Raw genomic sequence first — 13017 nt, 5'->3', positions numbered from 1 at the left:
TGCGTGCTTTGATCATTTGCATGCCGAGGGTTCACGGCTGTTTCACCCCGGTAGCAGGCATGGTGTTCACTCATGCGGGACGGGGGAAAGCAATGACGAGGGTGCTCGTAGTTGGAGCCGATGTGGATGGCGAGCGTGTGTTGCTCGAACGTCTGCATCGCATGGCCGGTTTGCCGATGGGGAGTCTGCAGGCCTGCCGCGATCTGGATGAGTGTGAGCTGCTGATCGTGCGCAACAGCCCGGGATTGATCAACGCGGCCCAGCGCATGCGCATGACCCGTCCGGGTATGCGCCTGTGGGTTGAATCCCTGGACGGTGCCTTGCTCGATGGTGCACAGCAGGCCCTGCCCAAGTTGCCTGCCACCGAGATCCTGTCCGTACTCAATGGCCATGCACGGGTGGCTGCCAACAGCGAACCACTGCATCGGCAAGAACCTGATCCGTCGCATCCGTCGGCGGCATCATTGTCCACGCGCCCTGCGATCATCGCCGCACCCGCCTCCGATGCTTCGCCGCGGGTTTCGATCAGCCGCGATGCGCTGGCATCAAGTCAGACGGTGCATGCCGGTGACATCGATGCCGGGCGTTCGGGCATCCAGGGCAGCTTTGCGCTGGCCCGCGCCCTGCGCAGCGGCATCCGTCAGCGTCAGGGCAGCGCCCTGTTGTATGACGCCGATCAACCGGTGCTGGCAATCGATTTTTCCAGTGCACAGGCGGTGCCGCTGTTGCCGGTGATGCAGCAAGGGCTGGCCGAGGCGGCGCTGTGGCTGGGTGGGCACCTGTCGCAACTGCGTCTGGTGGAAATCAGTGCCGATAAATATCTGGGCCACGAACAGCAGGGCCAGCGCCTGCCGCTGCGCGCCCTGCTGTGGCAGGCCGCGCAGCAGATGCAGGACTGGGAGCGGGTGGATGCGCAGCTTGAACAAGGCGCGGTGATCCATCTGCAGGGCTGGCCGGATTTCCGTGTGCTGGCACGTCAGCAGGATGTATTCCGCCTGTGTTCGTTGCTGGTACGCAAGCCGTCCAGCCAGGCCGAATGCGTGCATTTGCTGGACCTGGCCCCGGCGACCGTGCAGGCATTTGTACACGGCGCTTTCCTGTCCGGCTATGTGCGCCTGGATGAAGTCAGCAAAAGCGCTTTCGAGCAAGTCCGCCAGGATCTGCGCAATGTGCCCGCACAGCCTCGGGGAGGCTTGCTGGCACGGATGTGGCGCAGTGTGCGTGCGGCAGCAGGAGGAAATTGATTCAATGCGTGAACACAAGATTGTGGTGATGGGCGCGATGGGGGCGGGGAAATCCACCATGGTCCGGGCCATTGCCAGCGGCAAGGTGGTGGATACCGACGTGGCCAACACCGATGCGCGCTCGTCCAAGCTGGCCACCACGGTGGCCATGGACTATGCCGATGTGGACCTGCCCAACGGGGACCGCCTGCGTCTTTACGGCACGCCGGGCCAGGACCGTTTTGATTTCATCTGGACGATGCTGCTGGAAGGGGCCAGCGGCGTGATCATCCTGCTCGATGCCACCGCACCGGACCTGGCTGGCGATATCACCACCTATCTGCGTCCGTTGGCGGCGCACGATGCCCAGTTGCCGGTCGTGGTGGGCTTGTCCAAGGCCGATATCGCGGTGCTGCCTGATCTGGATCTGATCAACCAGCATGCGGCGGCCTGCCTGCGCCCGTTGCCGTTGGTTCCATTCGATGCGCGCAGCGCCGAAGAGGTTTTCATGCTCATGGACGTGCTCATGGGCGAGGTCGAAGCAACAAGCCTTGCCGGTTGATCCGGCAGGCGGGGAATACACGGGGGGAGTCATGGAGTTGTCGCAACAGCAGCATGCGCAGATCAGCGCATTGCTGCAGCAGTACGTGAGCAGTGTGGATGGGGTGCGTTCTGCGGTGCTGGCCAGTGTGGATGGTTTTGCACTGGCCGAAGTGGCCGGGAACGATCGAAGTGGGCAACGCCTGGCAGCCATGACCAGCGCCATGCTGGCCCTGGCCGGTGCGGTTGGCAGGGAGTTGGAACTGGGGGATTTGAAAGTCCTGATGCTGGAGGCACTCAACGGCAAGGTGTTGATGCTTTCGCTCAATGCCGGGCAGACATCGGTGTTGCTGATGGCTGCCTGTGACCAGCGCAGCGTGATCGGCAATGTGCTGTGGAGTGCGCGCGAGTGCGGGGAAAAATTGATGGAAACGCTGGCCGGTACCTGAGCAATACCGCCGGTGACAACTTTTTGCTCTCGATCAAAGGGGATATGCAATGGCTAATTTGAATGATTCGTTGAAGGACCTGATGACCATCGATGGCGCACAGGCCGTGGCGCTGGTGGATTACAACAGTGGCATGTTGCTGGGCGAAGCCGGCAGCGGCATGGACATGGAAGTGGCTGCTGCCGGCAATACCGAGGTGATCCGCGCCAAGATGAAGACGGCCGCCTCGCTCAACCTCAATGACACCATCGAGGACATCCTCATCACCCTGGGCAAGGCGTACCACATCCTGCGCCCGGTGGCGGCCAAGCAAGGCCTGTTCTTCTATGTGGTGCTGGACCGCAGCAAGTCCAACCTGGCCCTGGCACGGCGCAAGGTGCTGGATGTGGAAAGCTCGCTGCAGATGTAACCGCGGCAACCACCTGCGTTCAAACCAACGTGCCGGGGCCCATGCCCCGGCACGTTCGTTATGGCCATGGGTCTGGCGTAAGCTGGCGGCAGACCATGGATACCGATGATGGCCATGCAGACCCCACTTTCCGGCGCTGCCAGCGCTTATGACCATGCGGTGCTCGTGCGCGAGGCTTTCGAGCGCTATCACACCGAATTTTCCCGTCTGACCGCACGCGCCCGGCAACATTTTGAAACGGCCGACTGGGCCGGCGCGCGCGCTGATGCGGTGCAGCGCATCGGCCTGTATGACCAGTGCATTGCCCAGACCATGGCCGAGTTGGCCGCTCCTGCCTTGGTGCAGCGGCTGTTCTGGTCGCAGGTGCGCGATGCCTATGCCGGGCAGATTGCCGGCCTGCTGGATTGCGAGCTGTACAAGACCTGGTTCAATACCCTGACCCGACGCCTGCTGGCCATCGATGAAGTGGATGCCGGCGTGGAGTTCATGGCCATGGACATTGAACCGTCCGATGCCATTACCCACCCGGTGGCCCGCCATACCTATACCGTCAACGAGGCGCGGCCGGTGGAGGCGATGATGCGCCTGCTCGGCGATTACCGCTTCGATGTTCCCTACGCACACCAACTGCGTTGCGCAGCGGCCATTGCAGTGCGCCTGCAGGATGACCTGACCCACTGGGGCAACAGCCCGGTGCGCTCGATCGAACTGCTGCAGACCGTGTTCTATCGTGAGCGCCGTGCTTATCTGGTCGGCCGTGTGTTCGGCGAGCATCGCTTCTCGCCCTGCGTGATTGCCCTGGTCAACGATGGCCAGGCACTGCGGGTGGACGCGGTGCTGACCAAGCGGCGTGATGTGGCCCATCTGTTTGGCGTTTCACGCAGCTACTTCATGGCTGACCTGGCGACCGTGGCCGATGCCGTGGTGTTCCTGCGCAGCCTGCTGCCGGGCAAGAGTGTGGATGAGATCTACACCGTGCTGGGGCGGGTAAAGCAGGGCAAGACCGAGCGTTACCGGGCATTTTTCAGCCACCTGCAACAGCAGCCCAGCGAGCAGCTGGTGCATGCCGAAGGCACGCCCGGGATGGTCATGGCGGTGTTCACCCTGCCCAGCTATCCGCTGGTGTTCAAGGTGATCCGTGACCGTTTCGGCTGGCAGAAGACCATGAGCCGGCAGGATGTGCAGGACAAGTACGAAATGGTGTTCCAGGCTGACCGTATCGGCCGCCTGCTCGATGCCCAGTCCTACCGCCACCTGCGCTTTCCCGCAGCGCGCTTTGCGCCGGAGCTGCTGGCCGAGCTGCTCCAGGGCTGTGCGCAGAGTGTGCGGCGCGAAGGCGATGAGGTGGTGATCGAGCTGTGTTACGTGCAGCGCCGCTTCCGCCCGTTGAACCTGTACCTGCACGAGCAATCGGAAGAGGCGCAGAAGGCGGCGGCTCTGGACTATGCCCAGGCCATCCGTGACCTGGCCTGCAACAACATCTTCCCCGGTGACATGCTGCTGAAGAACTTCGGCGTTTCGCGCCACGGGCGGGCCGTGTTCTATGACTACGACGAACTGTGCCGGGTGAGCGACTGTAACTTCCGCGCCTGGCCGGTGCCGCGCAACGAGGAAGAGGCGCTGGCCGGCGAGCCCTGGTTCCATGTCGAACCCGGCGATGTGTTTCCCGAACGGTTTGCCCAGTTCATGGGCCTGCCCCCGCGGTTGTTGATCCAGGTGCGCGAGCACCATGGGCAATTGTTCGATCCGGCCTGGTGGCAGGGGCTGCAGCGGCGCTTTGCCGCCGGCCAGTACCCGGACATGCCGCCATATCCGCGCCAGGCCCGCGTGGCGTGAGGTGAATCACAAAAGTTGCGGCGTGCGCGCTGGGGGAATGTGGCACAGGTCATTTCATGCCACTATCGGCCGCGGATAATCAGGGAGTTGATTATGAAAACCATGGTCGTCGGGGCGGTGCTTTCTGCCGCACTGCTGTGTGCAGGAGCAAACGTTGCCCAGGTGCAAGCACGGGTTCCGGCCGAAGTACTGGCGCGTGCGGAATTGAGCATGTTGGTCAAAGGCCGGATCGATGTGGAGCCCGATGGCAGGGTGTCGGCAATCAGGGTGGACGATGAGGCCGAGTATTCCGAGGCGGTCATGCGCTTTGTGCGTGACACGGTACGGGGTTGGGAGTTCGAGCCGATAATCCAGCAGGGGCAGGCGGTGGCTTTCACCACGCCGATGAGCCTGCGTCTGGTGGCCAGCCAGGCCGGGGGCGGGGCGTTCGATATCCGCATTGCCTCGCAGTCCTTCAGCGAATATGACCCGCAGGATCGCAGCATCGTGCGCAATGATCGGATGCAGCCCCCGCGCTATCCGGAAGCGGCTTACCGCGCCGGCATCACTGGAACGGTGTATCTGGCTTTGGCCGTCGGCCGTGATGGCAAAGTGGTGGAGGTGGCGGCCAAACAGGTCGATTTGACCAGTGCAGGCAACGAGCGCCAGATGCAGCAGGCTCGCCAGATTCTGGCCGATGCCTCCCTGCAGGCCGCCCGCCGCTGGACATTCCTGCCGCCCGAGACCGGTGATGATGCCGTTGCCCAGAGCTGGGTAGTGCAGGTTCCGGTGAGTTTCCAGCTGGCCGGCACGGCTGAACGTCTGCCCAGCTCGCGCTGGTTGCCTTATATCCCCGGCCCGAGGCTGGAGGTGCCGTTCCTGCAGGACGAGGATGAGCCGGTGAATACGGCATTGGCCGATGGTGGTGTCTACATGAGTGGGCGTACAGGCCCGCGCCTGAAACTGCCGCAGGACAATTGAGCGTTCGCCAGCCCACAAAAAACCCCGCCTGTGCGGGGTTTTTTGTGGGCAAAGCGCAATGGATCAGCGCTTCATCGAGGAGAAGAACTCGTCGTTGGACTTGGTGTTCTTCATCTTGTCCAGCATGAACTCCATCGCGGCGATTTCGTCCATCGGGTGCAGCAGCTTGCGCAGGATCCAGATCTTCTGCAGCAGGTCGGCTTCGATCAGCAGGTCCTCGCGGCGGGTACCGGAGCGGTTGATGTCGATGGCCGGGTAGACGCGCTTTTCAGTGATACGACGGTTCAGGTGCACTTCGCTGTTGCCGGTGCCCTTGAATTCTTCGTAGATCACTTCGTCCATCTTGCTGCCGGTATCCACCAGCGCGGTGGCGATGATGGTCAGCGAACCACCTTCCTCCACGTTGCGGGCGGCGCCGAAGAAGCGCTTGGGGCGGTGCAGGGCGTTGGCATCCACACCACCGGTGAGCACCTTGCCCGAGGACGGCACCACGTTGTTGTAGGCGCGGGCCAGACGGGTGATCGAGTCCAGCAGGATGACCACATCCTTCTTGTGCTCGACCAGGCGCTTGGCGCGCTCGATCACCATTTCGGCAACCTGCACGTGGCGCGCGGCCGGCTCGTCGAAGGTCGAGGAGACCACTTCGCCGCGCACGGTGCGCTGCATTTCGGTCACTTCTTCCGGGCGCTCGTCCACCAGCAGCACGATCAGGTGCACGTCCGGGTGGTTGTAGGTGATGGCGCTGGCGACCTGCTGCATCAGCATGGTCTTGCCGGCCTTGGGCGGGGACACGATCAGCGCACGCTGGCCCTTGCCCTGGGGGGCCATCAGGTCGAGGATGCGGCCGGTGATGTCCTCGGTCGAGCCATCGCCACGCTCCAGCTTGAAGCGCTTGCGCGGGAACAGCGGGGTGAGGTTCTCGAACAGGACCTTGTTCTTGGACGCTTCGATCGGCTCACCGTTGATGGTGTCCACGATGTTCAGCGCGAAGTAGCGCTCGCCGTCCTTGGGGAAGCGGATGCGGCCGGAGATGTGGTCGCCGGTGCGCAGGTTGAAGCGGCGGATCTGGCTGGGCGAGATGTAGGTGTCGTCCGGGCCGGCCAGGTAGCTGGCTTCGGCGGCGCGCAGGAAGCCGAAACCGTCGGGCAGGATTTCCAGCACGCCGTCGGCGGCAACGCCTTCGCCATGGCGGGTCAGCACCTTGAGCAGGGCGAAGATCACGTCCTGCTTGCGGGCGCGGGCCACGCCTTCGGAGATCTGCAGCTGCTCGGCAATTTCCAGCAGCTTGTGCGCCGGCATCCTCTTCAGGTCACTCAGCGAGTAGACCGGGAAGCCTTCCGGCACCGCCGGGTGCGGGCGCGGCACGAACGGCTCGTTGCTGCCGTCGCCACCGTTCTCGTCGCGGTAACGCTCGCGATTGCGGTCGCGGCGGTTGCGGAAGCGGTCGCGGCGATTGCCACCCTGGCCTTGTCCCTGACCCTGCTGGCCATTGAAGTTGCCGTAGGGACCGTTCTGGCGCTGGCCGCCGTCCTCACCACCGTTGTTGCCGCCTTCGCTGGCCGGGGCCGGGTTGCCGGCGTCCTGGCTCACCGCGGCAGGTGCTGCCGGGGCCGGTGCGGCAGAGGGGGCTTCGTTGCGGGGAGCTGCATCTTGCGTGGCGGGAGCCAGCGGCAAGGCGGTCTGCGAGCCAGCCGCGGGGCTGTCGGACACTGCAGCAGCGGCTTTGGTAGCACGCGGCTTGCGCACGCGCTTCTCGACAGGTGCGTCGGCGCTTCCGGTTTCGGAAGGAGTGTTCTCGGACAAGTGCTTGATTCCTCTCGCTATGGCGTGCGAGCGCCCCGGTCGGGCGGCGAACTGGTTGGAGTAGGGTGATGAGACATGCGCCGGCGCCACAAGGGGCGGGGCGTGCACGGCAACGCGAGTGCGGCCGGTCGTCCTGACACTAACACCGCCGTCAGCGGCGGCGCAAGTCAATCAGGGGAAGCGGCGGGCGCCGGGCCAGGTCGGGCCGGCGCCTGCCATCAGTGATCAGGCCAGGGCCTTGTCGATCATCTGCACCAGCTGGCCCTTGCCAACGGCGCCGACCTGGGTGGCCTGGATCTGGCCATCCTTGAACAGCAGCAGCATCGGGATCGAACGCACGTGGTAACGCACGGCGGTGGCGCGCGATTCATCGACGTTGACCTTGGCCACGGTCAGCTTGCCTTCGTAGGCGGCAGCGATTTCGTCCAGGACCGGCGAAATCATCTTGCACGGGCCACACCATTCAGCCCAGAAGTCGACCAGCACCGGCTGGCCCGACTGCAGCACTGCAGTATCGAAATCGGCGTCGCCGACGTGAATAACCTTGTCGCTCACTGAAGAGTCTCCTGGGGGAATGCGACCGGTCATGCCGGGTTGACGGGCGCATTGCGCTAAACTTGAGTACTGACAGAGCGTTCTGGCGAAGATGACAATCCGACAGCAACGTTCCCCGGCGTAAGGGGCGCAGTGTGCGACTCTGCCGTAACCGATGCAAGCCGGCCTGCCACTGTTGGCGGGCTGGCACTCATAAAAGAACAAGACTGCATTCATGAGCGACAAACCGCTGACCGATGTCACCTTCTCCGCTTTCGAGCTGCATCCGGCCTTGCAGGCGGGTCTTGAAGGCGCAGGTTTTACCCGCTGCACGCCGATCCAGGCGCTGACCCTGCCGGTGGCCCTGCCCGGCGGTGATGTGGCCGGCCAGGCGCAGACCGGTACCGGCAAGACGCTGGCCTTCCTGGTCGCCACCATCAACCGCCTGCTGACCCGCCCGGCCCTGGCCGAGCGCAAGCCGGAAGATCCGCGCGCGCTGATCCTGGCCCCGACCCGCGAGCTGGCCATCCAGATCCACAAGGATGCGATGAAGTTCGCCGCCGACACCGGCCTGCGCTTCGCCCTGGTCTACGGCGGTGTGGATTACGACAAGCAGCGCGAGCTGCTGCAGCAGGGCGTGGACATCATCATCGCCACCCCGGGCCGCCTGATCGATTACGTCAAGCAGCACAAGGTCGTCTCCCTGCATGCCTGCGAAGTCTGCGTGCTGGACGAAGCCGACCGCATGTTCGACCTGGGCTTCATCAAGGACATCCGCTTCCTGCTGCGCCGCATGCCCGAGCGCACCACCCGCCAGACCCTGCTGTTCAGCGCCACCCTGAGCCACCGCGTGCTCGAGCTGGCCTACGAACACATGAACGAGCCGCAGAAGCTGGTGGTGGAGACCGAGAACGTCACCGCCGACCGCGTGCGCCAGCGCATGTACTTCCCGGCCGACGAGGAAAAGCTGCCGCTGCTGCTGGGCCTGCTGTCGCGCAGCGAAGGCGCCCGCACCATGGTCTTCGTCAACACCAAGGTGTTTGTCGAACGCGTGGCCCGCTCGCTGGAGCGCGCCGGCTACCGTGTCGGCGTGCTCTCCGGTGACGTGCCGCAGAAAAAGCGCGAGAGCCTGCTCAAGCGTTTCCAGGCCGGCCAGCTGGAAGTGCTGGTGGCCACCGATGTGGCCGCCCGCGGCCTGCACATCGATGGCATCAAGTACGTCTACAACTACGACCTGCCGTTTGATGCGGAGGACTATGTCCACCGTATCGGCCGTACCGCCCGCCTGGGCGAGGAAGGCGATGCGATCAGCTTCGCCTGCGAACGCTATGCGATGGGCCTGCCGGACATCGAGGCCTACATCAACCAGAAGATCCCGGTCGAGGCCGTGACTGCCGAGCTGCTGACCGCACTGCCGCGTCCGGAGCGGGTCAAGGTCGAGGGCGAGGAAGAAGGCGAAAGCGTCGGCGCGATCTTCCGCGAAGCGCGTGAGGCCAAGGCGGCTGAAGAAGAACGCCGCGGTGGCGGTCGTCGCAGCGGTGGCCCGGGTGGCCGCCGTGATGGCGAACGCGGCCCGCGTGGCCCGCGCAGCGAAGGCGAGGGCGGCGAGCGCCGTCGTCGTGGCCCGCGCAAGCCGCGCGAGGAAGGCCAGGGCGAGCAGACCGATGCCGCAGCCGTGGCCCTGAACCCGGTGGTGGCTGATGCCGCCGCGCAGGGGCCGGCCGTGGAGCTGGGCGAGGCCGGCGAGAAGGGGCCGCGCAAGCGTCGTCGTCGTCGTCGCGGCCGTCCGGTCGAGGGCGCTGAAGGCGTCGCAGGCGTTGACGCGGTCCAGAACGGCGATGTTGCCCAGGCCAGCACCCCGGCGCCGTTCACCGGTGCGGTACAGGTGCCGGCGACCCCGGTGCGCAAGGCCGATGCCTCCGACTCGTTCCTGACCCGGATGGGCCGCAAGATCCGCCGCATGCTCGGCGGTCAGTGATACCGCTTGCGCGGGACGTGACGCGCGGCGGTAATTTACTGCCGCGCTTGGGCATAATCAGCAGATGAGCGTCCTGCGTTTTGATTCGGTCACAAAAACCTATGCCGGTGGTCGGGTTGCCTTGTCAGACTTCAGCTTTGCGCTGGGGGAGGGCGAGATGGCCTTTGCCACCGGGCATTCCGGTGCCGGCAAGAGCACCATCCTGAAGCTGGCCCACCTGGCCGAGCGCCCGACCCACGGCGAGGTGATCTTCGCCGGCCGCAACCTGTCACGGGTACGTGGCAGCCAGGTGCCGGCGCACCGGCGCGAGGTCGGCGTGGTGTTCCAGGACCACCGCCTGCTGGCCGAATCCAGCGTCGCCGAGAATGTCGGCCTGCCGTTGGTGGTGCGTGGCCTGGGCGCCAGCCAGGTCCGTCAGCGGGTTAACGAGGTGCTGCAGCGCATGGGCCTGGCCGACCGTCTGGCGGCGCTGCCGGCCGAGCTGTCCGCCGGTGAACAGCAGCGTGTGGGTATCGCCCGGGCCATCGTGGCCGCGCCGCGCCTGTTGCTGGCAGACGAACCTACCGGCAACCTGGATCCGACCCTGGCGGCCGAAATCATGGCCCTGCTGGCCGAGCTGCCGGCACGCGGCACCAGCGTGCTGGTGGTCAGCCATGATCTGGCCTTGATCAAGCAAATGCGCCAGCGTGTGCTGGTGCTCGACAAGGGGCAGCTGGTCGATGACATCTGCCCGCAGGACCTGGCGCAATGAGCAGCGCATCGGCATCCCCTTCCGCATCCTCTCCGTCGCCGGCCAGTGCCTGGCTGGCGCATCACCGGCGTGCGGCCGGCAGCAGCCTGATGCGCTGCCTGCGCCGTCCGTGGGCCACCTTGCTCACCGTCTGTGTGATGGCCCTGGCCCTGGCCCTGCCGATGGGCCTGTCCGTCACCCTGGACAACCTCAAGCACTTTGCCGGCAGCGTGCAGCAATCGCGCCAGATCAGCCTGTTCCTGCATCCGGATTTCAGCGTCGAGCAGGCGCGTGCGCTGCAGGCCGAGCTGCAACAGCGGGCGGACGTGGAGCACATCGAGCTGCGCACTCCCGAGCAGGGCCTGGCCGAACTGCGCGAGCGGGCCGGCATGGGCGCGGCCATCGATGCGCTGGATGACAACCCGCTGCCCAGCGTGCTGCTGCTGACCCCGGCCGCCGAAGCCGACGACCAGGCCTTGGGCACGGCGCTGGAGGCATTGCCGCAGGCTGACCTGGTCCAGCATGACGCCCAGTGGCGGCAGCGCCTGGATGGCTGGCTGGCGCTGGGCACGCGCATGGTCAACCTGCTGTCGCTGTTGCTGGGTATCGGTGCGGCCCTGGTGGTCGGCAATACCGTGCGCCTGGACATCCTGGCCCGGCGCGAGGAAATCGGCGTGCTGCAGCTGCTCGGTGCCAGCAATGGCTTCATCCGCCGCCCGTTCCTGTATCTGGGTGCGTGGTATGGCCTGGGCGCCGGTGCAATCGCGCTGGGCCTGTGGGCCGCCTGCGTGGCCGCGATCCGGCCGCCGCTGGTGGCACTGACCCAGAGCTATGCCAGCCCGTTTGTGTTCAAGACCCTGGATGCCCTGCATTCGGGCTTCGTCCTGCTCGGTACCACCGTGATCGGTGTCATCGGCGCCTGGTTGGTGGCATCGCATGTGCTGCGCCAGAACCGTCTGCTGGAAGGTTGACCAATGCAAGCCCAAAGCCTCAAACACCTGATCAATGAAACCCCGCGTGTGCTGGTGGCCGATGGCTCGCGCCTGGTGCGCAAGCTGATCGCCGATGTGCTGGTGCGCCAGCTGCCGCACGTGGAAGTGCTGTCCTGTGCCAGCATCGCCGATGCACAGGCGGTGCTGGAGCAGGGGGAAGTGGACCTGGTCACCACCTCGCTGACCCTGCCCGACGGTGATGGCCTGGCCCTGGCCCGGCTGGTGCGTCAGCAGTCCGGCCGCCGCTATGTGCCGGTGATCGTGGTCTCCGGCGATGCCCAGGAGCACCTGGAACAGCGCCGTTTCAACGACGATGTCACCGATTACTTCGACAAGGCGCTGGGCCACGAGGCACTGGCTGCCTTCATCACCGGCTATGTGCAGCCGCAGACCATTCCCGGCGCCCGTGTGCTCTACATCGAGGACAGCCGCGTGGTGGCCGAGGCGACCAAGCGCATGCTCGAGCGCCAGCAGCTCAAGGTGCTGCATGTGCTGACCGCCGAAGAGGCCTTCGCCCTGCTCACCGCCGACTCGCTGGGCACCAGCGACGAGCGCATCGACCTGGTGCTCACCGACGTGACCCTGAAGGGCGAGCTCAACGGGCGTGACGTGGTGGAGCGGGTGCGGGTGGATTTTGGCTATGCCAAGCGTGAGCTGCCGGTGCTGGTGATGACCGGCGACACCAATGCCTACAACCAGGCCACCTTGCTGCAGGCTGGCGCCAACGATCTGGTGATCAAGCCGATCGAGGAACGCCTGCTGATCACCAAGGTGCTGTTCCAGCTGCGTCTGTCGCGCCTGGGTGTGCCGGCGGCGATGCTGTGAGCGGCACCGGGCTGGAACAGGTGGCTCTGGAGGCCAGTTGGAAGGCGCGCATCGGTGACTGGCTGCTGCGCCAGGACATGCAGGCCTTGTCGGCCTTCCTGCGCCAGCGCAAGAGCGAAGGAGCCACGGTGTTTCCTCCTGGCCGGCAGATGTTTGCGGCCTTCGATGCCACGCCGTTTGAACAGGTGCGGGTGGTCATCCTCGGCCAGGACCCGTACCACGGCCCGGGCCAGGCCCATGGCTTGAGCTTCTCGGTGCCGCCGGGCGTGCCGGTGCCGCCGTCGCTGCTCAACATCTACAAGGAAATCGAAGCGGACCTGGGCATAGCCCGGCCCGAACATGGCTGCCTGCTGCCGTGGGCGCAGCAGGGCGTGCTGCTGCTCAATGCCGTGCTCAGTGTCGAGCAGGGCCAGGCCGGGGCCCATCAGGGCCGGGGCTGGGAAGGCTTCACCGACCATGTGGTGGATGTCCTGAACCGCGAGCGCGACGGCCTGGTGTTCATGCTCTGGGGCAGCTACGCGCAGAAAAAGGGGGCGGTGATCGACAGCCGCCGCCATTGCGTACTCAAGGCCCCGCATCCCTCGCCGTTGTCGGCCCATCGTGGCTTCCTGGGCTGTGGCCACTTTTCGCGCGCCAATGCCTGGTTGCAGCGCACCGGCCAGCCACCGATCGACTGGTCGCTGCCCGCACGCAGGGTCATGGAAGGGGCGTAAGCGCCTTCGAATCTCGGCCGGGGGG

Annotated in this window: 13 protein-coding genes; 11 read left to right on the top strand and 2 right to left on the bottom strand. The window is 65.3% G+C overall.

Annotation, left to right across the window (positions count from 1 at the left end; all coding sequences use genetic code 11):
• Positions 1-101: 101 nt before the first annotated feature.
• The 6 genes from ABB30_RS03555 (at position 102) to ABB30_RS03530 (ending at position 5417) form a co-directional block, all read left to right on the top strand.
• Positions 102-1244 carry a hypothetical protein gene (locus tag ABB30_RS03555; protein WP_152980540.1) on the top strand — a complete coding sequence of 381 codons (1143 nt, stop codon included), beginning with the start codon at positions 102-104 and terminating at the stop codon, positions 1242-1244.
• Positions 1245-1248: 4 nt separating this feature from the next.
• Positions 1249-1785 (top strand): GTP-binding protein, encoded by a 537-nt coding sequence (locus tag ABB30_RS03550; protein WP_057636940.1) that lies wholly within the window; start codon positions 1249-1251, stop codon positions 1783-1785.
• A 31-nt stretch (positions 1786-1816) separates the two neighbouring features.
• Positions 1817-2212: a roadblock/LC7 domain-containing protein gene (locus ABB30_RS03545; RefSeq protein ID WP_057636939.1), complete on the top strand. Its 396-nt coding sequence runs from the start codon at positions 1817-1819 to the stop codon at positions 2210-2212.
• Between the two features lie 49 nt (positions 2213-2261).
• Entirely contained in the window at positions 2262-2621 is a 360-nt protein-coding gene (locus ABB30_RS03540) for a hypothetical protein (RefSeq protein WP_057636938.1), read from the top strand.
• 114 nt (positions 2622-2735) lie between these two features.
• Positions 2736-4457: a bifunctional isocitrate dehydrogenase kinase/phosphatase gene (gene aceK, locus ABB30_RS03535; RefSeq protein WP_057637026.1), complete on the top strand. Its 1722-nt coding sequence runs from the start codon at positions 2736-2738 to the stop codon at positions 4455-4457.
• A gap of 39 nt (positions 4458-4496) precedes the next feature.
• Positions 4497-5417, top strand: coding sequence for an energy transducer TonB (locus tag ABB30_RS03530; RefSeq protein WP_152980539.1), 921 nt, complete (start codon positions 4497-4499; stop codon positions 5415-5417).
• Between the two features lie 63 nt (positions 5418-5480).
• On the opposite strand, the gene rho is transcribed toward ABB30_RS03530, so the two are convergent.
• Together rho and trxA are read right to left on the bottom strand one after the other, a co-directional pair.
• Positions 5481-7220, bottom strand: coding sequence for a transcription termination factor Rho (rho, locus tag ABB30_RS03525; RefSeq protein ID WP_057636936.1), 1740 nt, complete (start codon positions 7218-7220; stop codon positions 5481-5483).
• A 225-nt stretch (positions 7221-7445) separates the two neighbouring features.
• A complete protein-coding gene (gene trxA, locus ABB30_RS03520) occupies positions 7446-7775 on the bottom strand; it encodes a thioredoxin TrxA (RefSeq protein ID WP_057636935.1) in 330 nt (109 codons plus the stop codon).
• A 214-nt stretch (positions 7776-7989) separates the two neighbouring features.
• On the opposite strand from trxA, the gene rhlB reads away from it, so the two are divergent.
• The 5 genes from rhlB (at position 7990) to ung (ending at position 12992) form a co-directional block, all read left to right on the top strand.
• Positions 7990-9732 (top strand): ATP-dependent RNA helicase RhlB, encoded by a 1743-nt coding sequence (gene rhlB, locus ABB30_RS03515; RefSeq protein WP_057636934.1) that lies wholly within the window; start codon positions 7990-7992, stop codon positions 9730-9732.
• A 64-nt stretch (positions 9733-9796) separates the two neighbouring features.
• On the top strand, positions 9797-10483 hold the full coding sequence (locus ABB30_RS03510) for a cell division ATP-binding protein FtsE (protein ID WP_057636933.1): 687 nt from the start codon (positions 9797-9799) through the stop codon (positions 10481-10483).
• Positions 10480-11433: a permease-like cell division protein FtsX gene (gene ftsX, locus ABB30_RS03505; RefSeq protein ID WP_057636932.1), complete on the top strand. Its 954-nt coding sequence runs from the start codon at positions 10480-10482 to the stop codon at positions 11431-11433. The genes ABB30_RS03510 and ftsX overlap by 4 nt, the downstream gene beginning before the upstream one ends.
• A gap of 3 nt (positions 11434-11436) precedes the next feature.
• Positions 11437-12279 carry a response regulator gene (locus ABB30_RS03500; protein ID WP_057636931.1) on the top strand — a complete coding sequence of 281 codons (843 nt, stop codon included), beginning with the start codon at positions 11437-11439 and terminating at the stop codon, positions 12277-12279.
• On the top strand, positions 12276-12992 hold the full coding sequence (ung, locus tag ABB30_RS03495; protein ID WP_057636930.1) for a uracil-DNA glycosylase: 717 nt from the start codon (positions 12276-12278) through the stop codon (positions 12990-12992). The genes ABB30_RS03500 and ung overlap by 4 nt, the downstream gene beginning before the upstream one ends.
• The last annotated feature ends 25 nt before the right edge of the window (positions 12993-13017 follow it).

This window comes from Stenotrophomonas ginsengisoli, from assembly GCF_001431485.1.
GTDB lineage: Bacteria > Pseudomonadota > Gammaproteobacteria > Xanthomonadales > Xanthomonadaceae > Stenotrophomonas > Stenotrophomonas ginsengisoli.
The sequence above is the reverse complement of the archived record's forward strand: the minus strand, read 5'-3'. Positions and strand labels throughout refer to the sequence as shown.

Excerpts from the sequence above, each read along its gene's own strand:
- ftsX (WP_057636932.1), top strand. The coding sequence starts at position 10,480 with ATGAGCAGCGCATCGGCATCCCCTTCCGCATCCTCTCCGTCGCCGGCC.
- ABB30_RS03550 (WP_057636940.1), top strand. The coding sequence starts at position 1,249 with ATGCGTGAACACAAGATTGTGGTGATGGGCGCGATGGGGGCGGGGAAA.
- ABB30_RS03540 (WP_057636938.1), top strand. The coding sequence starts at position 2,262 with ATGGCTAATTTGAATGATTCGTTGAAGGACCTGATGACCATCGATGGC.
- ABB30_RS03500 (WP_057636931.1), top strand. The coding sequence starts at position 11,437 with ATGCAAGCCCAAAGCCTCAAACACCTGATCAATGAAACCCCGCGTGTG.
- ABB30_RS03510 (WP_057636933.1), top strand. The coding sequence starts at position 9,797 with ATGAGCGTCCTGCGTTTTGATTCGGTCACAAAAACCTATGCCGGTGGT.
- ABB30_RS03545 (WP_057636939.1), top strand. The coding sequence starts at position 1,817 with ATGGAGTTGTCGCAACAGCAGCATGCGCAGATCAGCGCATTGCTGCAG.
- aceK (WP_057637026.1), top strand. The coding sequence starts at position 2,736 with ATGCAGACCCCACTTTCCGGCGCTGCCAGCGCTTATGACCATGCGGTG.
- rhlB (WP_057636934.1), top strand. The coding sequence starts at position 7,990 with ATGAGCGACAAACCGCTGACCGATGTCACCTTCTCCGCTTTCGAGCTG.